Source organism: Flavobacterium sp. SORGH_AS_0622, assembly GCF_030818825.1.
Taxonomy (GTDB): Bacteria; Bacteroidota; Bacteroidia; order Flavobacteriales; family Flavobacteriaceae; genus Flavobacterium.
In genome coordinates this window covers 3,417,433-3,442,308 of record NZ_JAUTAX010000001.1, presented here as the reverse complement: position 1 = coordinate 3,442,308, position 24,876 = coordinate 3,417,433, and the positions used below count along the sequence as shown (strand labels likewise).

The 24,876-nt window shown below is 34.2% G+C and carries 13 protein-coding genes; 6 read left to right on the top strand and 7 right to left on the bottom strand.

From position 1 onward, the window contains the following. Nucleotides 1–6: 6 nt before the first annotated feature. The 5 genes from QE431_RS14435 to QE431_RS14415 all read right to left on the bottom strand — a co-directional run bounded on the left by QE431_RS14435 (nt 7) and on the right by QE431_RS14415 (nt 7,853). Nucleotides 7–954 (bottom strand): ABC transporter ATP-binding protein, encoded by a 948-nt coding sequence (locus QE431_RS14435; protein WP_134140218.1) that lies wholly within the window; start codon nt 952–954, stop codon nt 7–9. 65 nt (nt 955–1,019) lie between these two features. After that, the gene (locus QE431_RS14430; RefSeq protein ID WP_307297110.1) at nt 1,020–2,390 is read right to left on the bottom strand and encodes a RagB/SusD family nutrient uptake outer membrane protein; all 1,371 of its coding nucleotides are present in this window, start codon (nt 2,388–2,390) and stop codon (nt 1,020–1,022) included. Between the two features lie 11 nt (nt 2,391–2,401). Next, complete coding sequence (locus QE431_RS14425; RefSeq protein WP_307297109.1) at nt 2,402–5,707, bottom strand: TonB-dependent receptor; 3,306 nt, start codon at nt 5,705–5,707, stop codon at nt 2,402–2,404. A gap of 274 nt (nt 5,708–5,981) precedes the next feature. Next, nucleotides 5,982–7,025 carry a FecR family protein gene (locus tag QE431_RS14420; protein ID WP_307297107.1) on the bottom strand — a complete coding sequence of 348 codons (1,044 nt, stop codon included), beginning with the start codon at nt 7,023–7,025 and terminating at the stop codon, nt 5,982–5,984. Between the two features lie 240 nt (nt 7,026–7,265). Further along, nucleotides 7,266–7,853, bottom strand: coding sequence for an RNA polymerase sigma factor (locus QE431_RS14415; RefSeq protein ID WP_307297105.1), 588 nt, complete (start codon nt 7,851–7,853; stop codon nt 7,266–7,268). A 340-nt stretch (nt 7,854–8,193) separates the two neighbouring features. Here QE431_RS14415 and QE431_RS14410 point away from each other — a divergent pair, with 340 nt between their 5' ends. The 3 genes from QE431_RS14410 (at nt 8,194) to QE431_RS14400 (ending at nt 12,294) form a co-directional block, all read left to right on the top strand. Further along, a complete protein-coding gene (locus QE431_RS14410; RefSeq protein ID WP_307297104.1) occupies nt 8,194–9,666 on the top strand; it encodes a M28 family peptidase in 1,473 nt (490 codons plus the stop codon). A gap of 237 nt (nt 9,667–9,903) precedes the next feature. Then, on the top strand, nt 9,904–11,241 hold the full coding sequence (locus tag QE431_RS14405; RefSeq protein ID WP_166669285.1) for a sensor histidine kinase KdpD: 1,338 nt from the start codon (nt 9,904–9,906) through the stop codon (nt 11,239–11,241). Between the two features lie 63 nt (nt 11,242–11,304). Next, complete coding sequence (locus tag QE431_RS14400; RefSeq protein ID WP_281866101.1) at nt 11,305–12,294, top strand: hydrogen peroxide-inducible genes activator; 990 nt, start codon at nt 11,305–11,307, stop codon at nt 12,292–12,294. Between the two features lie 56 nt (nt 12,295–12,350). On the opposite strand, the gene QE431_RS14395 is transcribed toward QE431_RS14400, so the two are convergent. Both QE431_RS14395 and QE431_RS14390 read right to left on the bottom strand, forming a co-directional pair. Then, a complete protein-coding gene (locus QE431_RS14395; RefSeq protein WP_057116387.1) occupies nt 12,351–12,770 on the bottom strand; it encodes an OsmC family protein in 420 nt (139 codons plus the stop codon). A 212-nt stretch (nt 12,771–12,982) separates the two neighbouring features. Further along, on the bottom strand, nt 12,983–15,571 hold the full coding sequence (locus QE431_RS14390; protein ID WP_307297099.1) for a glycoside hydrolase family 3 C-terminal domain-containing protein: 2,589 nt from the start codon (nt 15,569–15,571) through the stop codon (nt 12,983–12,985). Nucleotides 15,572–15,898: 327 nt separating this feature from the next. On the opposite strand from QE431_RS14390, the gene QE431_RS14385 reads away from it, so the two are divergent. The 3 genes from QE431_RS14385 (at nt 15,899) to QE431_RS14375 (ending at nt 24,876) form a co-directional block, all read left to right on the top strand. Then, entirely contained in the window at nt 15,899–20,209 is a 4,311-nt protein-coding gene (locus tag QE431_RS14385) for a hybrid sensor histidine kinase/response regulator transcription factor (protein WP_307297097.1), read from the top strand. A 536-nt stretch (nt 20,210–20,745) separates the two neighbouring features. Continuing rightward, nucleotides 20,746–21,492: a hypothetical protein gene (locus tag QE431_RS14380; RefSeq protein ID WP_307297092.1), complete on the top strand. Its 747-nt coding sequence runs from the start codon at nt 20,746–20,748 to the stop codon at nt 21,490–21,492. 162 nt (nt 21,493–21,654) lie between these two features. Then, nucleotides 21,655–24,876: a TonB-dependent receptor gene (locus QE431_RS14375; RefSeq protein WP_307297089.1), complete on the top strand. Its 3,222-nt coding sequence runs from the start codon at nt 21,655–21,657 to the stop codon at nt 24,874–24,876.

Genomic DNA, 24,876 nt, shown 5'->3' with positions numbered 1-24,876 from the left:
TGTTTTTTAAGAAGGAATAGAATTTTTAGAAGGCGCTTTTTTAGATAACTGCGCAAAAATTTCATCAAGGGAAACTTTTTCGAATTGAATCTCACGTAATTTCCAATTGTTATGAACACTTAACGAAATGATTTTTTCGGCAACTTCCTGAGTTCCGTCGAATGTTATCTGCACTTTTTTAGGAGAAAGAAAAACAGCATCTGTCACTTCTGGAATAGCTGTTAAAGATTCGACTTGCGGTGGATTTTCAAAACTTGCTGTCAATTTATCTGCTTCGATATAGTTATTGAAGGCATCAAGTGTATCGGCAAAAACCATATGTCCGTTTTCAATCATCCTGATATCCTGGCAGGTTGCCTGAACTTCGGATAAAATATGAGAAGAGAAAATAACGGCTTTATCTTTTGATATTTTTTTGATTAATTTTCTAACTTCTAAAATCTGGTTAGGATCAAGTCCGTTTGTTGGTTCATCTAAAACTACTAATTTAGGTTCGTGAATAATAGCTTGAGCAATACCTACACGTTGTCTGTAACCTCCAGATAAGTTTCGAATTAATCGGTGGCTGAAATGTGAAATACCGCATTGTTCCTTGGCTTTCTCTAAAGCATTTTTTAAATCTTCTTTTTTTACATGACGCAGTTCCGCACAGTGAATTAGATATTCATCTACCGTAAGATCTAAGTGCAAAGGTGGTGTCTGCGGTAAAAAACCAATTAATTTTTTGGCTTCAACCGGGTTTTCCTTTAGATTTATTCCATCAATAAAAATATTGCCGCTGGTTTGGTTTAGCACGCCGCAAAGAATATTCATTGTAGTTGATTTTCCAGCTCCATTAGATCCTAAAAGGCCTAAAATTCTATTTTCTTTAATTTCAAAACTAATATTTTGTATTGCCCAATCCTTACTGTATTGATGCGACAAATCCTCAACTCTTACAATTGTTGTTTCCATAGTGTTTTTAAAATCGCAAGAATGTATTTTTGTTGAAAGTACATTCTTGCGTTATTTTTAATTTTTTAGTATCCTGTATTTTGGATTAAAAAGGGATTAGAACGAATAGCAGGTTCTGGTATTGGATATAAATTATCTGAAGTTTTCCAGATTTTATCAGATAAAACAGAGAGGGTTTCATCTAGTTTGCCAGTTCTTTTAAGGTCCAGCCATCGATGTCCGTTTTCTGCAAAGAACTCGCGTTGTCTTTCAAGAGCAATTAAGTCTAGCAACTGATTTACATCTGTTAAGGTAGTATCATTTAATAAGGCTCTATTTCTAAGAACATTAATATCCTGCTGGGCACCTATAATATCATTTGATCTTACTCTGGCTTCGGCTCTAATTAAATACAGCTCTGCTAATCTTAATACGGTAGAGCGTTCTACAGGAGAATCACCAAATCCGTTGTGATATTTATAAGGTGCGATACCTAATAATACGCCGGCTCCATTTGTAATATCAATTGTCCAATTTGTTTTTCTGGCGTCACCAGTTTCAAAGAGCGAATTGCCTTTTCTCAGCAAAAAAGTACCACCGGTTGTAAATACAGAAGATCCTTCGTATGTGTAATCAACATTAAAATAAGGTATCTGTAATATAGCTTCATCATTGTCTGCAATAAACGGACTGTTATCATCTCCCAGATCAGTAATTATTTTGTAAGTTCCTGTCTGGTTTATTACTGTAGAGGCATGAGCAGCGGCTTCAGTCCATCTTCCTAAATAAAGATTTACCCTTGCCAATAAAGTTTCTGCAGCCCATTTTGTAGCTCTAATTCTTTCTTGGTCATAATCTTTGTAATCCGTTGGAAGATCTTTTGACGCATCTGTTAAATCAAGCAAAATTTGTGCATAAACAGTTTCTTGCGGAGATTGCGGCAACAGTGCAGATACATCTACATTTGTAGTCAGTACTAAAGGCACATTTCCCCAAAGATTAGTCAGATAAAAATAACAATACGCTCGTAAAAATTTTGCTTCTGCAATCCATCGCTTGCTTTTCACATCATTAAGAGAAGTACTTTTAGAGATTCCTTCAATTACGTTATTTGCGTTATAGATAGTTTTATATAATTCGCCCCAATTACCATTTATAGTTCCGTCGGTTTCTGGGATTTCATTAGAACTGTAAACATTGGCAATACCAGCTGCTGGCACCAATTCATCAGCAGTTTCTCCAAGAATAGAATGCACTCTGTTATAATAAAAATCTGTAACCATACTTTGGTAGATTCCGTTTACAGCGGCTTCAGCAGTTGCTTCTGTAGAGTACACATTTTCTGATGATAATTGATTACTAGGGATATCAACATCAAGAGCATCGTCACAGCTCGTAATTCCTAGCAAAAGAAAAAATGAAAATATATAGGTATATTTATTTGAAATATTTTTCATGATTTTGAGATTTAAAATGTAAACTGAGTTCCAAAAGTTATAGTACGTAATGGCGGAAGTGCCAATCCCTGTGTTTCAGGATCAAGACCTTTATACTTAGTAAATGTTACTAAGTTTTGTCCTTGAATCGAAAGTCGGATACTCTGCAAATATTTCTTTGTTGCCTCATCTAAAGGAATTTGGTAAGAAGCACTTACATTTTTAAGTTTTATATACGATGCATCTACAATTGAGGCATTTGATCCCATATAATCATAGAAACTATCTTGAAAACCAGAGCTTAAAACATTTCCCTGCGCTAAATAATGATTATACTCATCCACTTGAAAATTTGCAGTGCTGTAAGGATAACCTGGTTGTGCCCCGGTGTCCGTCATTAAAGTTGTACCATCCTGTTTTACAAATTGAAATAAAAAATCAAGAGTAAAAGCCTTATAGCTAATCGTATTGGAGATACCGCCATAATATTGCGGATAAGTTGGTCCATAATATTTTCTGTCTCCTCTGCCGGTTTCTGCAAATCCGCTGGAGATTCTGCCGTCTCCATTTTTATCTTCAAATTGAGCAATTCCATCTGCATCAACACCTGTAAAGTTGTATAAATATCTGCCCCCTAAAGGTTTTCCAACAACATATTGAGAATAGTAGCTGGTAAACTCTATTCCAGAAAATGATACTAATTTGTTAGAATTGGTTGAAATATTAAAAGAAGTTGACCAGTTTAAATTTTTAGTATGAATATTTGTTGTACCAAGGGTAAATTCCCACCCTTTATTTTCAACTTCAGCCGGTAAATTTGCCGTATAAGTTGTAAAACCTGCCTGTGCACTAAGGGTATAGTTTACCAATTGGTTACTCGAAGTATTTTTATAATAAGCTACGGTAAAAGAAATGCGGTCGTTTAGGAAACTTAAATCAAGTGCCGCTTCAAATTTCTTTGTTAATCCCCATCTAATGTTAGGGTTTGCAATTCTAGCTGCTGTCATAGAGGCATTTCCGCTTCCATATGTACGAGTGTCAAAAGTATCAGCATATTGGTAATCTCCAATTGCATCGCTTCCAATTTCACCATAACTAGAGCGTAGTTTTCCAAAGCTTAACCATGAAAGATTGTTTAAGAATTTTTCCTGTGTAAATACCCAGGCTGCACCAACAGAACCAAAATTTCCAAAACGATTATTCGCTCCAAAACGGGATGAGCCATCTCTTCTAAAGTTAACATTTAGTATGTACCTGTTTTGAATATTATAGTTTAATCTGCTGAAAAGAGAAATATACTTATATTCAACACTTCCATTGTTGGCAGTAATGCTTTCTGCAGTTCCTAAGTTACCAATTAAATTATCTGAGCTGTAACCATTTGAATTCACATAAGAAGGCATCTCTGATTTTCTATTCTGCAATGAACCTCCAACAAGTGCTGTTAAGTTTCCTTTCCATAATTCTGTTGTATAATTAAGCTGAGGCTCAACAGTAAAATTATTGGTATTATTAGTTGAAACCGTATAAGATCTTTGAAAGTTTACATTACTGCCGTTTGCTTCAGCATAAACATGATTAACTGCCGATCCTGGCATAAATTGTTTGGTCTGCATTTGAGCTCTTCCATATCCTAGATCTGTTTTGAAAGAAAGTCCTTTTGCAATTTCGTATTGAAGATTAAAGCTGGTAATTAAATTGAGTCCTTTATCGTCTACTCTCTTCTCTAGAGCGGCAAGAGGATTTATATCACTAAAATAGTCTGGTGACCAATAATAGCTGCCATCTGCATTGTATAAAGGACGGTTAGGAGCAGTGCCAACCGCATATGTTGTGATATCAAAAAATGGTAGTTTATTATTATCTGTAGCAAAAATTACCGAAGCACCAATTTTTAATCTCCTGTCTAATGTGCTGTGATTAATATTAAAATTAGTAGAGAATTTATCATAGCTAAAATCTCCAGGCACAACCGTAGTTTCTTTATGGTAAGCACCACTCAAAAGGAAATTCGTTGTTTCGTTCCCGCCTTTTAAAGATGCCGAATAATTATTAAAGTTAGCAGTTCCTCCTATTAATTTTTTCTGCCAGTTTGTATAAGCATTAGGATCCCAGTCTGTAAGGGCAATACCGTTACTGCCAACATCAGCAACATCGCCGTTATTATTCAAAGCAGTTTGCAGCATGTTTAGGTAAGCGGGAGTATCTAATGTTTTGACCATATGCGCTACTTCCGAAACTCCAGAGTTGGTAGTTATGGTAAACTCAGTTTTTCCAGACTTGCCTTTTTTAGTCGTAATCAGTACAACACCGTTTGCACCTCTTGAACCGTAAATTGCCGTTGCATCGGCATCTTTTAAAATTTCGATGCTTTCGATATCATTTGGATTAATGATGTTTAGCGGACTTGTTGATTTTTGAGCTCCTCTAATCACATTTTGATCCTGCACCTGTTGTTTAATATCGTCTCCAATGTATGGAACTCCATCTACGATATAAAGAGGAATATTACTGCCTTCAATAAAGTTTCGCCCGCGGACACTAATATTCATATCACTTCCTGCATAACCCGAAGTCTGCGTTACAAAAACGCCGGGAGTTCTTCCCTGCAGCGTTTGCAGAATATTGGTTATCGGTTGTTTTTCAATATCTTCAGATGTAATTTTCACTACAGACCCAGTTGAAGTTCTTTTTGTGGTTGTACCGTAACCAATCACTACGATTTCATCTAGTTTAGCCAGATCGGGCTGCATTTTAATGGTAATAGAGGTTTGGTTTTCAACGGTAACCTGCTGTGTTTTATATCCTAAATAAGATACTTTCAGCACGTGTTTCCCTGCTGGCAGTTCGATGTAAAACTGACCATCAAAATCTGAAACGCCCTGTTTATTGCTTCCTACAACTGCAATAGACACACCCGGCAGAGGCAGGCCATTTTCATCCAGCACTTTACCATTTAGCATGTAATTGGCTTCACTGTCATCTGTTTTTGATGCTGTGGTTTTAGGAGTTTCTTTTTTATAAATGACAACGTTTTTATCTACTTGTTTGTAAACTAAATTACTGCCCTGAAATACGGTATTCAAAATATCACTAACACTGCGGCGTCCTCGTGGTGTAGTTACTTTTGGAAAATCTTTTATAATCTGCGGCTGATAAGCAAACAGTAGTCCCGTTTTATTTTCTATTGTCTTAAATAAAGTTTTAATGTCTTGATTATGAAGTTCAATATCAACAGATATCGATTCTAAATTCTGACCGCTCATTTCGGTAGCAAATACCATTGGAGTGCCGCAGGTCAGTAAGAAAATGTGGAATAAACTGATTCGCATGATCATAATGGTTTTTTTTGACAAGTGAAAAAAAGATGATTTCTTTTCCCTGTCAAACATGGTTGTTTTACAGCGTAATTTCATAAATTTGCTTGTTTTTTAATGGTTACTGGATTAATTGTTAAAAATCTTGGCCATCTGGTGTAGGAGCTGGATGGCTTTTTTAGTTTTGGTTTTGGGTTGTTTTTCTTCGTTTTTTAAGGTTAATATTTATTTTTCTCAGCTTTCTAAGTAGGAGATTAGCCAGCCTGATTACTAGTTATTATGTATTCTTTACTCTTTACTCACACCCTTTGCCATCTAAAATAACAGCCCCGGCTTTGTCGTAATGATATTCTGTTTCTAGAACACTTGAGATTACTTTTAAAACATGATCCAAATCTTCTTCATTTAAGAAACTCGCGGTTATTCTGCAGTTTTTAATTTTTTCATTCTGTATTAAAATCTGAACTTTATATTTCTGAGAAATTAAAGCAGCAGCTTCGGTCATATTGATATCATCAAGAATCAAGTAATTACTTTTCCACTCCGTTACTACCGCAGCGCTGATATTATTCTGCTCAAAACTCAAAGTAGTTTTATTCACCTTAATCTGTTGGTTTGGAGTAATCACGCCATAGACTTTTTGAGTGTCTCCAACCTGAACTTTACCACGAGCAACTGTAACTTCGATATTGTTTGAAGAATTTTTGGCATTGATATTAAAAGCAGTACCTAAAACTCTAGTCTGTACCTTACCCGTATGTACAATGAAAGGTTTTTCTTCGTTGCGTTTAATGTCAAAAAAAGCTTCTCCCGTCAGTGTTACTTCGCGAGTTTTGCTGTTAAAAGAATTTTGATCGTATTTTAAACTACTGTTGTCATTTAAAAGAACCGTACTGCCATCAGGAAGGTGTACTAATTGTTTACCGCTGAAATCAATTAAAGTGTTTTCTGCTATAACTTCTGGTTGAACAGCTGGGGCAGGCAGAGAATTTTTTTCGGTAAAAAAGAATGAATTTCCAATAGCGATCAAAGCAATAATACTAGCAGCCGCAAATACAAATTTCAAAACTGTTTTTCTGCTTCTTTTCTTAGGATTTAAATCTAAAACTTTAGGTTCGTGTTGAGGTTTAGATAAAATGTAGTTTAGAATATTATCTCCCTGTTTTTTATCCATTACTTCAATAACGTTATCGTTTTTCAGCATATCATGAAGTTTTTCTTTTAGAAAATCATCATGGGTTCCCTGCTGAATTATTTCCATCATTTGCTGCTGTTCTGCATCAGATAGATTATTCTGCAGGTAGCCTTCAAATAACTCTTCGAATTTTTTTTGCTGCATTGTTTAGTAAATTAAATTAGTACTTGTTTGTAAATGATAGATTGGGTTATCTTTTTTTTTTTTTTTTTTTTTTTTTTTTTTTTTCAGCCCTTCTGATTTTAGGGATAAGACATCTCTAATGTTGTCTCTTTATTATAAAGACCATTTAAAAAAGGGGAGGGAGTAGTGAAATGTAAAAAAAATGTAAAAAAAAGGTAAAATAATAGCCAATGAGGCTTTTTTGAGAGAAAAAACTTTAATCTATAATTTAAAAAATAGAAGAAACGTCAGGAACATATTCATGTACGGAGAAATTTTAAGACGTATAAATTTTAGAGCCTGCGCCATATGTTTTTTTACAGTCTCAGTCGAAATGCCTAAACTTTCACCAATTTTTTGATGACTCAAACCGTCCAATTTAGCCATTTTATAAACTTTCTGCTGCTGCGGAGGAAGCTGTTCCACAATCTGGTTTAAAATTATATTGTACTGCTCGTCTTTAATTGAGGTATCTGTATCTATAAAGCCGGTCTCTTTTAAATTAATTTCTGATGCTAAAGTAGCTTCTCTTGCAATCTTCTTAATGGAATTGAACAAATGATTGCGCGAGATGATATAAAGATAATTTTCAAAATGGTCTATTTCAGACAAAGTTTCACGATTCTGCCAGATCTTCAAGAAGATATCCTGAACAGCTTCTTCTGATAAAATTTTTGATTTAGTAATTCTAAAAGCAGTAGAGTAAACATTATTTTTATACTGATTGTATACATTTGTAAAAGCAAGCTCACTTCCTTGAGATAATTCAAGAAGAAGTTTTTTTTCGTCAATATTTGAATTTTGGGCCATGCTTTAGGTAAGAATCAATTCAGCAATATTATTTATTTTTTTTCAAATAAAGATTATATATCAAGAATATGCATTCAAAAATGTTGTTTTACGATTTTATTGAAGAAAATAATAAATTATTGTAAAAATAAACATCTCTATTTTGCATAAGATTCATTGCAAGTTATTGTAGTGTTTAAATTATTGTAGGTTAAGTCTTGTTTTAATTGAGGATTAAACAAAATGTAATAAAAAAAGTATTTTTTATTGAAGGATATTTATAAAAAGTATAGATTTGTTTTTTTTCAGACCCTTCTTTTTTGCAAGAAAATTATTTTAATTCTTTAATTTGATTTTAATTATGAAAAAGAAGTTATTTATATTACTTAGTTTATACTGCAATGTGATTTTTTCGCAAGCAGTAAAAAAGCCTTTAGTTTCTGCAATTACGGTAAAAGATCTTAAAACGGATATGTACCAAATGGCAGGAGACCACTTTAATGGGCGCGAAGCCGGTACTTTAGACGAGTTGAAAGTATCTGTTTGGCTGGCAGAAAAAGCAAAACAAGCTGGAATGTCTCCTGCAGGAGACGATGGTACTTTTTTCCAGTTTTTTGATTTGTACAGGCATCAGGTTACAAACTACACCAAATTTATGATTGGTCAAAAAGAATTCAAATTGTGGAGTGAGGTTTTAATTGCCGAAACCACAACCAATAAAGTTGAAGCTCCCTTACTTTATTTAGGAAAAATTTCACCAGAAGAAATTAAAAAAGTAGATGTAAAAGGAAAAGCTGTTGTTTTGCTTGCATCGAAAGACGGGATTTCCGAAGACATTTCTCTTTTTGAAAGACGCTATCCAGGATTTGTTAAGCAGAAGTATTATGAAGATCTTGCTTATAGAGGCGCTGCAGCTCTTATCATTATTGCAGATGAATTTGGAGAAAAATGCTGGTCTCAAGTGGAGCCGCAGATGAAAAGAGGTGTTTATGGTATCGAAGGTTATCGCGACAAAATGCCTGTGCCCTCTAGAATGCCTGCTTTTTGGGTTCATAATGATCAAATTGATTTTCTAAAAAATACCAAAGAGAATTTATCAGCCGAAGTCATTTCTGAAACTTATAAATATCCTTCAGTAAATGTTGTTGGAAAAATCGAAGGCACAGATCCACAATTAAAAAATGAATATGTTCTTTTTAGCGGACATCAAGATCACGACGGTGTGCGTCAAAAATATGGACAAGATTCAATCTACAATGGAGCAGATGATAACGCAAGTACTTGTGTCGCCATGCTTGCCATTGCGAGAGCTTATAAAAAACAACCAGCTAAGAGGTCTGCATTATTTGTCTTTCATGGTTCAGAAGAACGCGGATTATTAGGTTCTAGCTGGTATGCTTCACATCCTACAGTGCCTCAAAAAGATATAATCGCAGTTTTAAACGGAGATATGATAGGAAGAAACGATATCAATCAAGCGGCATTATTGGGTTCAAGTGATCCTCATCAAAATTCTCCTGAACTGGTTAATATCGCTAAGAAAGCAAACGAAGAAGGTCCTAAATTCGAGCTTGATAAACTTTGGGACAGACCTGAACATCCTGAATTCTTTTATTTTAGATCGGATCATCTTCCTTACGCTCAAAAAGGAATACCAGCTGTTTTTTTTACCAGCGTACTCCACAGTCAATACCATACACCAATGGATGAGTCTGAAAATATTGATTTCGCCAAACTTCATAAAATGACAGACTGGATATACCGCACCGGCTGGATATTGTCTAATAACCCTGATAAGCCTAAACTTGTAGTAAACAAAAAGGCAAAAGAATAATTCTTAGTATAGAATTTTGAAATTATACAGCTCTGTATTCAATAATGTTGGAAGATCATTTAAAGTAAATTTAGATGATCTTTTCACTTTATCATTAGTCGCCAAGATTAGTAATTTTTATACCTAACAGTCGATAAGTATTGATTATACTGTGATTTTGTATATTTGCGGTCAGTTTTTAATATACATAACTCAATAATGTTCAAATTTTTACCTCTAGATCCAAAAACGGTTTTTATGCTCTATTTTTGGGGAAACTTATTTATTTGTATTCTTATTTTTAGTTATGCCTTTTCGTATGCTACAGCAGAGAATAAGAAAAAATTAAAAACATTTGGATATGGAAAAATATTACTGACTATTGGCTGGGTATTTATTTTTTTAAGAAACGTAGCTCCAGATTTTATCTCGATAAACCTTGCCAATACTACCATTCTTGCAGGCGCTTGTTATGAAACGATCGCAATAATGTCTATGATTAAAACCAAATTTTCAAGACGTTATCATTTGCAAATTGGTATTACAGTTGTGACAATGTTGGTTTTTAATATTTCAACGTTTTTAGAAAGTACGATGAATACTCGTATTTTGATTATGTCCCTCGGAATATTTGCCATTTATCTGCCGCCAACAATTAGTTATTTTAAAGAAAAAAAGAATAATTTATTCCGTATTTTTTACCTGCTTTGTTATGTTTCTTTTGAAATTTTAATCTTTTTGCGAGCGGTTTACAGCTATATAAATCCACAGAAAAATTTTTTCAGACCAAGTATTTTTGACAGTTTGTATAGTATCGGATTATTTTTATTAACCCTCATTGGTACGGTTGGATTTTTATTATTAGTAAAAGAAAAACAAGATCTTAGAATACAGAAACTTCTAAGAGATAAAAACTTATTCTTTTCTATTATTGCACACGATCTAAAAGGTCCATTGGGATCGTCGGTTGCATTATCAGAAGTAATGTCGGAGGAAATTGACACGTACAGCCGTGAAGAAATTAAAGAGATTACCGAATTGCTGCACGAATCAAACAAAAATATTTACAAGTTGCTTGAAAACCTTTTGGATTGGTCTAGGGTACAAACTGGAATGATGGAATACAATCCTAAAAAAGTGATCTTAAATAAATTGATTGAAGAAAACATCGGACTTAATAAAAACGCTGCATTAAATAAAAACATTGACATTAAGTTTGAATCAACTGAAATTATTGAAGCTGATCTGGATAAAGATATGATTGATACTGTTTTGCGAAACTTGCTGACCAATGCCATTAAATTTACAGATCATCATGGTGAAATTATAATCAGGATGCAAAAGTCCAATCAAAAAGTTGAAGTTTCAATTAAGGATAATGGTATAGGAATTCCAGACAACATAAAAGAAAAACTGTTTAAAATCAATGAGAAAGTAATCCAAAAAGGAACAGAAAATGAAATCGGAAATGGACTTGGATTATTACTTTGCAGTGAATTTGTAAAAAAACATAATGGCGAAATTTGGGCTGAAAGTAAACTCGGAAAAGGAAGTACTTTTAAATTTATCTTACCATTAAAAAGACAAAATCACTAGAAATCTCCTGTTTTATAAGCAGAACTGGTTTTTTGTTTATCTTTATAAAATAAATTTATAATCATGACCATACAACAATTAAAATATATTGTAGCGTTAGACGAAGAAAGGCATTTTGCGAGAGCTGCTGAAGTATGCATGGTTACACAGCCAGGTCTTACAATTCAATTAAAAAATCTGGAAGAAGAAATAGGCATCAAAATTTTTGATCGTAATAAAGTACCCTTAACGCCTACAATACTAGGAGTAGAAATTATAAACCGAGCCAAAAAAATACTACGTGAAGCCGACGAAATACGTGATTTTGTAGTAAATGAAAAAAACTTATTAGAAGGAGAAGTTAAAGTAGGAGTAATTACAACATTATCTCCATATCTGATTCCGTTGTTTATTAAGGCAATGAAAGAAGCGACTCCAAAAGTGCATTTTATTATAAAAGAAGCCAATACAGGGCAGTTAATGAAAGATCTGGAAACTGGTGCCTTAGATGTGGCTTTAATGGCAACACCAACAGGAAACCCAAATTTAATTGAACATCCAGTATTTAAGGAACCCTTTGTAGCTTATCTGAATAAACTTCATCCGATGATTAAAGATGAATTTTATGAAATGCAGCCAGGAGATAAAACAGAGTTATTGCTGCTTCATAGTGAGTTTTGCTACAATGCGCAACTGCTCGATATCTGCGGCATAAAATCACCAGGAAAAATAAAAGAACAATTTACTTATGATATTAGTTCGATCGAAACTTTAAAAAATCTGGTTCATGCACAATTGGGTTTTGCCATTATTCCAGAGCTTTCTATTCTTAACGAAAAAGATTTGGGACTTTTTAAACCTTTTAAAGAACCAAAACCAGTACGAGAAATAAGTTTAGTAGTTTCAGATTCCTTTTCAAAGAAATTACTGCTGGAAAAAATGAACGAAGCGATCTGGAATTGTCTTCCGGAATCATTAAAAAAAGACTTCGCTTACCGTAAAATAAGATGGAACGATTCTCCTTATTTTGTGAAATCAGTAAGTGATTTTATAATGCAAAGTAAAAAAGCCTGACCGTAAAGTCAGGCTTTTTTAAGTATTATTCTTAGTAAGCTTCTATTTTAATTTGCTTATGCATTTAGTGTTACTGCTAAAGTAATTTCAGTATTTAATAATTTAGATATCGGACAAATTTCTTTTGCTTTTTGAGCTGCTTTTTGAAAATCTTCTTCTGAAATTCCTGGAACTTTACCATTAAGTATTAATTGTATTAAAGTTATACTTCCATCTTCAAAAGTCACTTTAGCTTCTGTACTTAAATCTTCTGGAACAAATCCGGCTTCAGAAAGCAAAAAGCTTAACTGCATAGTAAAACAACCAGAATGTGCCGCTGCGATTAATTCTTCAGGATTCGTTCCCACACCTTGATCGAAACGGGTTTTAAAAGACAGCTGAGCATTGTCTAAAGTAGTACTTTGTGTACTAATAGTTCCTGTTCCTTCCATTCCTGTACCTTTCCAATTTGCGTTTGCTCTTCTTGTAAATTTCATGTTTTCTATTTTTTAAAAGTTATTTTTGATTTTAAATCAGTTGTTTGATTTTGATGAGACAAATTTATGGCAGGCTGTGTTATTAATCAAATTAATAATTTTTAGCACTTATAAAAATAATTTATAATAATATCTTTTTTCAATTTTATTTAAAACAACAAAGCCTTTAAACGTAGTTGTTTAAAGGCTTTGTTGTTTTTTAAATTTTAATGCTATTTGTCCAGTAATAATTCTTTTCCTGTAATATTTATTCGGCCAGTTTGAATATCGCTCGAACCATCTGGCTGTTTTCCTCCAATTGAGATCGTAAACCATCCTGGTTCTACAACACGTTGTTTTTTCTTATTGATTAAAGATAATTGTCTCGAATTAATTGTAAAACTAACTGTTTGTGTTTCCCCTTTTTTAAGATGAATTCGCTCAAAACCTTCTAACTGACATATTGGTCTCGGAGTAGAGGCTTTTTCATCTTTTATATACAATTCAACAACTTCATCTCCATCGCGGTCACCAATATTGGTTACATCAACCGATACTTTTAAGTCTGCTTCTGCAATTGCATTTGCAGGAATTTGTAAATTGCTGTACTTGAATTTAGTATAACTCAAACCAAATCCAAAAGGATAAAGAGGATCTTTTGTAAAATAGCGGTACGTGCGGCCTTTCATGTCATAATTTTCAAAATCTGGCAGCTGGTCTACAGATTTATAGTACGTAACAGGTAATCTGCCGGCTGGATTATAATCACCAAAAAGTACATCGGCAATTGCATTACCGCCTTGCTGTCCTGGATATCCAGCTGTTAAAATAGCAGGAATATTATCATTTGCCCAATTTATAGAAAGAGCACTTCCGTTTATTAAAACTAAAATAACAGGTTTTCCAGTTGCCTTTATTGCTTTCATCAATTCTTCCTGATTTGCTGGTAAGTTAAGGCTGGTACGGTCTCCGCCTTCAAAACCATCCGCTTCCACTTTCATTTCTTCACCTTCCAATCGTTCATTTAATCCCAATACCAAAACTACGGCATCGGCTTGATTGGCAGTTTGAACCGCTTTTTCTAATGCATTTTCTTGTGGTTCTGCCCATAAAAGCTGCGCAATTGCATCGCCATAGAAATTTTGATATTTCACTTCAATCTTGTATTTTTTTCCAGCTTCTAATGTAATTTTCTGTGGACGAATTCTCGGATGATGATTGTTTTTACCGCCAGTAGTTTTCCCCGTTTCAATATCTATGGTCATAAAAGGTTTTGACCAGTCAGAAATATTGTAAATTCCTGTTTTTGGAACCGTTATATAACCAGACCATTTTACACTATAATTCCCCATTTTCATACGCGGATCAGGTGTGTTAATGTCCCAATGAAAATCTATATTATCATCATTACGAACAAAAAGTGGTTTTCCCTGCCATTCAGTGTTATCAAAATATTCTCCTGTTAAGCCTTGAGTTCCGTTTTCATTTTGAAAGTAAATAGACGGAATTACATTCATCTCAGGAACACCTTTTGCAAGGTCTGTCCCTTTTGCATACAATACCTTTGCACTAGGCTCAATTTTGTTTTGAATCCCCTTAAGCACAGTAATTGGATTGCTCGGAACACCGCTGTAATTTCCCCATAGTGACTGTATATCATTTGCGTTTGGTCCAATTACAGCAATTGTTTTGATGTCTTTAGAAAGCGGTAATGTATTATTTTGATTTTTTAAAAGAACAATACTTTTTTGAGAAGCTGTACGAGCAAGCCAGTCATTTGCAGAATTATTATTTACGGAGTAGGGAATTTGAGCATAAGGAACAATTTCATCAGGATCAAACATTCCTAATTTAAAACGAGCGGTAAACAAACGTTTTATGGCAGTATCAATATCCGCTTCTGTCAGCAATTTTCGGTCAAGCGCTTCTTTTAGTGATTTGTAACTGCTGCCACATTCTAAATCTAAACCTTCTTTTACTGCTAGAGCCGAAGCTGAAGCCGCATCATTGGTTATTTTATGATATTTCCAAATATCAGTTACAGCACCGCAATCGGAAACGATATAACCTTTAAACCCCCAATCATTTCTAAGGATATTGAATAAAAACGGACTTGCACTGCATGATTCGCCTCTAAATCGGTTGTAAGCTCCCATTACAGAATAAACATGACCGTCTTTTACGAGAGTACGAAAAGCAGGAAGATACGTTTCATAAAGGTCAATATCACTCACATCGACATTAAATTGATGGCGAGATGGTTCTGGGCCAGAATGAACAGCAAAATGTTTGGCAGTAGCAATTACTTTAAAATATTTTTTATCATTACCTTGAAGTCCGTTAACGTAATTAAGTCCGAGCTGGCTGGTTAAAAAGGGATCTTCTCCATAAGTTTCATGTCCGCGTCCCCAGCGTGGATCACGAAAGATGTTGATATTTGGAGACCAAAAAGTCAATCCCTGATAAATACCATGCTGTCCTCGTCTTAAATATTCATGATGTTTGGCGCGCGCCTCATCAGAAATAGCACTCGCAACATCAAAAATTAACTGTCGGTCCCAAGATGAGGCAATAGAAATAGATTGCGGAAAAACGGTAGCATATCCCGCACGCGCCACACCATGGAGGGATTCGTTCCACCAATTGTATTCTGGCACGCCCAGACGATCTATAGCAGGAGCGGAATCCATTAACTGATTTATTTTTTCATCGATTGTCATTCGGGAGACCAAATCGTCAACGCGTTGTTCAATAGGTAAATTTGGATTTTTAAATGCAGCGTTTTCTTGTGCAAAAGTGTTTAATGCAAGGAAGTTTAGCATAAACACAAGTTTGTATACTTTTTTCATTGAATTGTGTGAGTGGTTTTGGGTTTATATAGTTAATAGGTTTTTTTTTATTGAAATTGCGTAGAATGTTTATCAAAATTGAAGATACAAAATTATAGGATTACATTTTTTAGCTGAGTATTAATTGCTATTTCACACGTGCTGTAAAGCTTAAGCATCATTTTTATGAATTTGCCTCAATTGGTAAAAGAGTAAAAATAACTATTTAATAGAGGGCATTTTGCTAATTACAGTTCGTATTTTAGGTTAGGAAAGTAATTTTGATATTTTTGTGACTTCCGCCAAAAACTAAATTTAAGTATGCTGAAACATAAAACCATTGTCTTATTTTTTTGTTTGATAAGTGCATTTTGTACTGCTCAGCCAACAGGCCTTCTTACTCATTTTTCAAATGATGGTAAGTTAAGCCAATCAAGAGTTTTAGGAATTCAGCAAGATGAGAAAGGATTTATTTGGCTGGCAACTTTCAATGGACTGATTCGTTATGATGGAAATACTTTTCGAAAATTTAAAGTAGAACAAAGTGTGCCTTTAAATATAAAGTCTAATCGTGTCTCTAAATTTAAGTTCGATAATGATGAAAGAATTTGGATTCAGTCTGAGAAAAATGATGTCTATTATTTTGATGCAAGAGAACTAAAATTTCATAATCCTACAGAAGGAGATTCCTCTAATCATACTTTTGACCATTTTAAAATTATGCCTTCTGGAAGGACCTGGCTTTTTCCTGAAAGTAGAAACTACATGATCGTTTTTGAAACTAACAAACAGGTTAGACGAGTTAATTTTGATGTGGATAAGCATTTCGGAAAAATTAGAGATGTTTTTGAAGATAAGTTAGGAACGACTTGGTTTTTAACAGATGCAGGTATTTGCAGGTTAAATAAGTCTGCTAAAATACCGGAGTATTTCTTTTCGAATATGGCAGGACAAGCTGGAAAGTCTAATTCATTTAATATTGCTGAAGAAACAAAGGAAGATCTTTGGTTTGGCGGTGATAAAGGAAAATTTATACGATACAATAAAAAATCAAGTACTTTCTTTGATTTGAATTTAGGAATCAAAGATGATATTCTATTATTGAATATTGTCGAAGACAGTAAGGTATTGATAGTTACAAAAAGTAACGGCTTTTGTTTGTATGATATAAAAGCAGGTAAACTCGATACTTATAATGCTAAAACACTGCCGGGACTGCCTAATGAAAATATCAATTTTTTAGGATTAACGCATTCAAGATATTTTTGGTTTGATACTCCATCAGCAGTATTTCAGTTTGATTTACTTACCCGAAAATTAAAACAATTAGAAGTCGATTCAAGCAATCCCGCTACAACAGCCGGTAAGCAAAAAAGTTTTCTGTTAACCTCGCCAAACGGAACAGTCTGGATTCAGTCCAATAAAGGAGCTTTTGCTTATTGGGACGAAAAACAGAATAAGTTACGTTCTGTATTACGATGTATTAAGGAATCAAAAGAAACTGTATCAGATGTTATGCATACCGCAATGTTTGATAAATTAGGAAATCTTTGGTTTTGTTCTTATAAGCAGGGATTGGACTTAATTATATTTAATAACAGTAATTTTTTGTCATTAAACTTAAGAACATCCGCAGATAACAAAAAGCAAAATGTCCGCAGTCTGATGGAAGACAATAAGAAGAATCTTTGGGTAGCAAGCCGCGGTGAAAATATTGAATTGTTTGATTCGCAAAAAAGAAAGATCGGTTTCTTGGGTTCTGACGGAACATTATCACAAAACAGTCCAGGCTGGGGCGCAGATATTTACAGTATGATGCAGGACTCTAAAGGCAGAATATGGATTGGAACACGCGGAAATGGCGTTTTCTGTCTTACTCCCAAGCAGTCCTCTTTTAGTTTTGCAGTACAACACTATAAATATGATGAAAAGGATAAATATAGTATTAGTTCAGATGATATTTATAAAGTTTTTCAAGCAACAAACGGCCAAATTTATTTCGCTACTTGGGGAGGCGGAATTAATTTAGTTCGAGAATCAAACAACCGAATCAGTTTTGTGAGTTATAGAAACGAACTAAAAAACTATCCAATTGGCGGAGCAGATAAAGTTCGTTCAATCGTTGAAACCAAAGAGCACAAAATCTTTTTTGTATCGTCTTACAAATTATTTTCTTTTTCAGAAGGCAGTAAATCCCAATTGAAAATTAAAGAACATTTTCAGGCTTCGGGAAATGATATTCTGGATGTTATTGTTACTTCTGATAATCGTTTGGCATTGGCTACAAACGGAAAAGGACTGATTCTGATTGATATAGACAAGCAGAATAACGTAAAGGTGAAAACATTTTGGAGTGAAAATTTCGGTTTTCCACTAGAAGGTGTTGTTGGAATGCAGGAGGATAAATTTGGGAAAATATGGCTGATGGGTGATAATCAAATAGTTCGTTTTGATCCCAAAAATAATAGCTGCGAAACATTTCCAGAGTTGAAATCTATTATTGGAACCGAAATATTCTCAGAAGCAACAAAATGCAGATTATCAAGCGGCGAAATTGTTTCAGGTTATTCAGATGGAGTTATTTATTTTAAACCAGAAGCAATTAAATCTTCGACATTTAAACCTTATCTGGCAATATCTGGATTTTTAGTAAACAATAAAGAATTGTACGAAGTAAATCCTGAGACACCAAAAAATCCTGATTTATTAAAGGAAGTCACGTTGCAGCACGATCAGAATTTTTTCAGAGTTCAGTTTTCTGCATTAGATTATATCAAAAATGAAAACATTGTTTATCGCTACAAATTGGAAGGTATTGATAAAGAATGGAATTACATTAAAGCAGGACAATCTATTAATTATACCAATCTGGGGAGAGGAAGTTATACACTTTTAGTTTCCTCTACAAATGGGCACAATTTATGGCTGGACAATGAGAGACAGATTAAAATTACAATAAGACCTTCAATTTGGGGAACCAACTTGGCGTATTTATGTTATTTATTATTGGGTATTGGTTTGTTTTTATTAATTCGAAGAGCGGTTTTAACAATTTTAAAACTGCGTAACGATGTAAGGGTTGAAAAAGAAGTAAGTGAATTGAAATTGAATTTCTTTACTGATATTTCACATGAAATTCGCACGCCTCTCACCATGATTACTGCTCCTTTAGAAGTAATGCTTTCAGATGATCAAATAGATAATTCGGTTAAATCACAGCTTCGTGTTATCGAAAAATACAGTACTAAGCTGCTCAATCTTGTCAATCAGATTTTAGACTTGAGAAGAATGCAGGATAGAAAATTAGAAGTTCGTGAAATAGATCTAGGGCAATTTGTGTCTGAAGTTTGTGAAGGTTTTACAGAAACCAGTATTCAGCGCAACATAAAATTAAAAGTAGATATTAGTGAAACCAAACCGCATATATGGGCAGATCCAGATAGTCTTGATAAAATTTTAGTCAATCTGCTTTCGAATGCTTTTAAATACTGCAAAAAAGGAAATTTGATTGAAGTAAAAGTAGAAGAATCTGAAAAAAAAGTTTCTTTAAAAGTGAGCGATAATGGTCCGGGAATCAATTCGGTAGTTCAAAAAAAGTTATTTGTCCGTTTTTCAAATTATAATGAAAATCCTTTTAATCCAAGTACCGGAATAGGTCTTTCAATCGTAAAAGATTCTGTTGAAAAACATGGTGCAGAAATTTCACTTGAAACAACACTGGGTAAAGGAAGCAGTTTTGAAATTTCTTTTCAAAAAGGATACAGCCATTTTTCTAATGCGGTAGATATAGTGTTTGAAGAAACAGATGAACATTTGGCTGAGGATGAATTAACAGCAGAAGAACATCTTGAAACAGAAATAAGAGAAAAACCTATTGGTTTGGTGGTTGAAGATGATCCTGAATTGAGAAAGTTTATTGTTTCAATTTTAGAAAGTGATTATACCATTTATATAGCAGAAAACGGAGAAGAAGGACATTTAAAAGCGGCAGAATTATCTCCAGATTTTATAATCAGCGATATTATGATGCCTGAATTAGACGGGATAGAAATGCTTAAAATTATCCGAAACAACTTTGCAATCAGTCATGTTCCGGTGATTTTACTTAGTGCAAAAACAGCAATTGAAAGTAAATTGCAAGGAATGGAATACGGTGCAGATGATTATATTACAAAACCTTTTAATGTAAGTTTTTTAAAAGCAAGAGTAAAAAATGTTTTAGAACAGCGTATTCGTCTGCAGCAGTTGTATTCTACAGGAAGAATTGCTGAAATAGAAGAGGAGAAACCATTGCAGATTTCCAATAGAGACAATAAATTTATGCTTCAAGTAATTGAATTGGTGAAAGAAAACATTTCTAAATCTGATTTTTCTGTTGATGAATTAGGGAAATTAATGTGCATGTCACGCGCTAGTTTTTTTAATAAACTTAAAAGTATTACAGGTGTTTCACCAGTTGTTTTTATTCGAGATATGCGGCTGAATGAAGCTGCAGAGCTTCTTAAAAATGAAGATCTGCTGATTAAAGAAATTTGTTTTGAAGTTGGTTTTAATGATTTAAAATACTTCGGAAAATGTTTTAGAGCAAAATACAATTATACTCCTGTAGAATATCGTAAACAATTCCGTTAGATATAAATAACTTTTTACAGTTGTTTTAATGCAAAGTGAAACGTCTTTTTTTAGTTTTAAAATTTAATGTTTCTATATATTAAAAAATGCCATTCAAACCTCAATGCTAATTTGTATTGAGGTTTTTTTATGAATTTGCTACTGCGATTTGCAATTACATTAATGCTCAAAGTTTGTTATGAAGTGATTTAGAATATTGATTATATATGTTGAGATATGTTTTTTTATTTGTGAATATTTTTTTACATAATATAAAAAATAATAAAGTTAATTATCAAATAGTCAGTTTTTATGGGGTAAATAGCGATTTAACCCTTTCTGAAAAGCAATATTTACCCCAATTTGAGATTAGCTATATCTAGTTTTGCTTCATAATCTTAACGGATTTTTAACTAACTAATCTTAAAACCAAAATTATGAACCAAACTAACACTCACACCAAATTTTCGCCACCAACGAAAAAAGTCAGCCGCAGCTGTAGAAGAAACGAAAAGGCAAATATTCTTCATTTTTAAATTTATATGGATATGAAAATGATGAAAAACCTAATACTTGGAGTGGGTTTATTTTTCGTGCTGACTTCCTGCTCTAATGATGATTTTAAATATGAAAGTTCTACAGTCAAATCATTAGATTTTCAATTAAATGGTGAGCCGTGGAATTTGAATGTCGGAATCTCAACCAGACCTTTATTTGTATATAAAGACAATGGAGATTATTTTGCTAATTACAGTTTGCTTTATCGTTTTTCATTAGACAATGGAAAATACAAATTTGTAGCATCCGATTATCCAGATCAAATGATTCCTTCTCCAACCAATTTAAATGATTTGGTTGTGCCTCAGCCTGCATTGGCAAACCAGCATGTCAACTTATCAGATGCCATGCAGTATGCATCTCCTTTTGAAGAACCGCTTACCTTGAACATTATTACGAGGACAGGAATACTGCGTTTAAAATCATTGGACATTACGGCAGACAAAAGTTATTCGACAATTAAAACAACAGTTTCCATAAAACGAAGCGGCTATAAAGTTTCTGATGGAACTTTTGTAAAAGAAGACATGTTTGTTACCAGAAGTAAGGCAACTGCGAGCGGCGGAATTAATTATACAGACGATTTTATTTTATTTCAAACGGGCGAAGAAGCTAACAATGTTCGTGTTAAAATAGAGTGTTTAGATCAAAACATGCAGGTTGTAAAAACAAAAGAATTACAAGCAGCATTTCCTATTGAAGCCAATAAGGTCACGAATGCAGATTTCTTTTTAAATGAGCTTTAATACATCTGCGGATACACTCGGAATACTTTAATAAAATAAAATCAGCAGTCCTTAACAGATTTATACTCATACCACATGATCCTATCATCGTGGAAACATTCTGCATATAAGTATAAAATCTAATGACTTCGCTTTTAAAACAAATAAAAAAATAGTCTAGTTATGAAGATAAAAAAATATATCTGGAGCATTTTAGCTGTGTTACTTTTAACATGCAGCGCTTATGCTCAGAAGCGTGTAACCGTGACGGGTACAGTAAGGGATAATATGGGGCTGATTCCCGGCGCAACGATTATAGTAAAAAATGAAAATACAAATACAGTAACCGATTTTGATGGTAAATTCAGCATTGCCGTGACAGATCCAGAAACAGCCGTTTTGATTGTCAAGTTTATTGGTTTGACAGATGAAACGGTAGCGTTAAAAGGGCGCACATCTGGCATTACTGTTCAAATGAAAGAATCTAGCAGTGAGCTGAACGAAGTCGTAATTATTGGTTATGGTACGCAAAAGCGTAAAAATCTAACAGGAGCGATTTCGAGTATTAAAGGTACAGAGTTAGCAAAAGTACCAACAGCTTCGGTAGCTGAAGCTTTGGTAGGAAGACTTCCAGGTGTGCAAGTTACAACTGCCGATGGTTCTCCAGGATCTGAAGTTATGATTAGAGTTCGCGGCGGCGGATCTATTACAGAAGATAATTCACCATTAATCTTGGTTGACGGATTTGAAGTTGCCAACTTAAATGATATTCCGCCAACAGATATCGAATCTGTAGAAGTTTTAAAAGATGCTGCTTCAACAGCTGTTTATGGAGCGAGAGGTGCAAATGGAGTAATTTTGGTTACTACAAAAGTCCCAAAGGCAGGAAAAGTTTCGGTAAACATTCATAATTACACACAAATAAAAACGCTTGCCAATCACCTTGATGTAATGGATCCGTATGAGTTCGTAATGATGCAGTATGAATACGAACGTCAGCGTAACTCAAATCCAACTGGATTTTATAACAATTACGGACGTGCCAATGAATTATACATTTATAAAGGCAACAAAGGAACAGACTGGCAGGACGAAATATTTGGAAGTAACCCAATTACCAGATATACCGATATAAACGTTAACGGAGGTAGTGAAAAAACGAAATTCAAATTCACATTTGTCAATCAAGAGCAGCCGGGAGCATTGATAGGAACTGGTATGCGCCAAAACTATCTGTATTTGATCTTGAATTCAAAATTAACAGACAATCTTACTTTCGAATATCAAACCCGTTTAACAAATCAAACTATAGACGGTTCTGGAACAGAAGGTGTTAGTTTGCTTCGAGCTTTACGCGAAGCGCCGACAGCAGGTTTAGAGGACTATATGACATTACCAGACGACAATACTTATTTTGATCCAGAAGATTATGAAATTCGTGCGCGTTTCAACCCAATAGAAGAATCAGAAAAGAATTACCGTGAACGAACTACGCGAACTTTTAATACTACTGGAGCATTAACCTGGACTATCAAAAAAGGTTTAACGCTGCGTTCTTCATTTGGTTACGAATACAAATACAGTGAAGACGGTCGTTTCTGGGGTACAGATACTGGTACAGCCAATGCCAATAACAATCTGCCTGTTGTATATTGGTCCATGACGCAGTCGCCGAGATGGCAGTTGAACAATGTTTTAAACTACGGATTCAAATTAAAGGAAAAACACGATTTTCAATTAATGGTTGGGCAGGAAATTAAAGATCAGGAAAGTTCTGCAAAATTTTACCGCACGCGTTATTTCCCAGAAGAAATCTCAGGTTCAAAAGCCTTAGATAATCTGGCATTAGGAACTCCTTTTGATAACGGTTCAATCGCAGGTTCTCCAAATAGAATTTCTTCCTTTTTTGGACGTGTAAATTACGGATTCGACGAAAGATATCTTTTTACGTTTACTGTTCGTACGGATGGTTCTACAAAGTTTGGACCTGATAATAGATGGGGAGTATTTCCTGCGGGAGCTTTTGCCTGGAGAGTTTCAAACGAAAGTTTTTTAAAAGACAGCAAAGTGGTTTCCAACTTAAAAGCTCGTGTAAGTTATGGAGCATCTGGAAATGACAGAATCAGCGGCGATTTATATGCGAAATATTACGGCGTATCTAGAGACCGTTCTGTAGGATGGGGAGAAGAAAATCATTATTACTATAATTTTTATAATGACAAATACCTAAACAATCCAAATGTAAAATGGGAGACAACTTATACCGCCAACTTAGGTCTTGATTTCGGTTTCTTTAACGAACGCCTTACAGGAAGTCTTGATTTTTATCACAATAAAGTAAAAGATTTATTAGTGCCGTCAGATATTGCTTCGGTATCTGGTTTTACAAAAATGATGACAAATGTCGGGCAGACTTCTAACAAAGGAATTGAGTTTGCAATTACAGGAAATGTTATCAGAAAAAAAGATTTTCAGCTTGATTTAACTTTTAATATCGGGCACAACAAAAACAAAATTGATAAGCTTTCAAGTGGAGAGCAAGAGTGGATTCTTAGTTCTGGCTGGGCAGGAACACAATTATTAAATGATGACGATTACCGTGCTTATGTTGGCGGTACAAAAGGTTTAATTTTTGGTTTTGAAAATGATGGCTTCTACACAATGGATGATTTCGAATCTTTTGATTCAGTTACAAGAACATGGAAATTGAAAGACGGTGTAGCAAACTCAAAAAATCTTTCGGGAGATCCGCGTCCTGGAAATGCTAAATTCAAAAAACTTACAGATGTTGATCCTTCAGATCCAAATACTTATGTAATTGGTGATAAAGACAGAAAAGTTATTGGAGATACTAATCCTAATTTCTCAGGAGGATTTGGTTTAAATGCAGTTTGGAAAAACTTTGATTTATCTGCATTCTTCAATTTCATGTCAGGTTTTGATGTGTATAATGCCAACAAAATCATGATGACTTCATGGTATCAAAACACACAAAATAATTTAGGGATGGAAGTAGGTTTGAATAACCGCTGGAGAAATTTTGATGACATGGGGAACGATCTTCGCTATTCACCAGAAATGCTGGCGAAACAAAACGAAAATGCTACAATGTGGAATCCGACCAGTATCGGACGTCCTATTGCAATGTCTTATGCCGTTGAAGATGGTTCGTTTCTTCGATTAAATAATCTGAGTATCGGATATACAATTCCAAAGCAAAACAGCAGTAAAGTAGGATTCAGCAGAATCAGACTTTATGTAACTGGAAGTAACTTATTTGTTTGGACAAATTATTCTGGATATGATCCTGAAGTAAACCTGGAAACAGGCCTAACACCAAATATTGATTACAATGCCTATCCAAGAACTCGTAACTACGCTTTTGGAGTGCAGCTGTCATTTTAA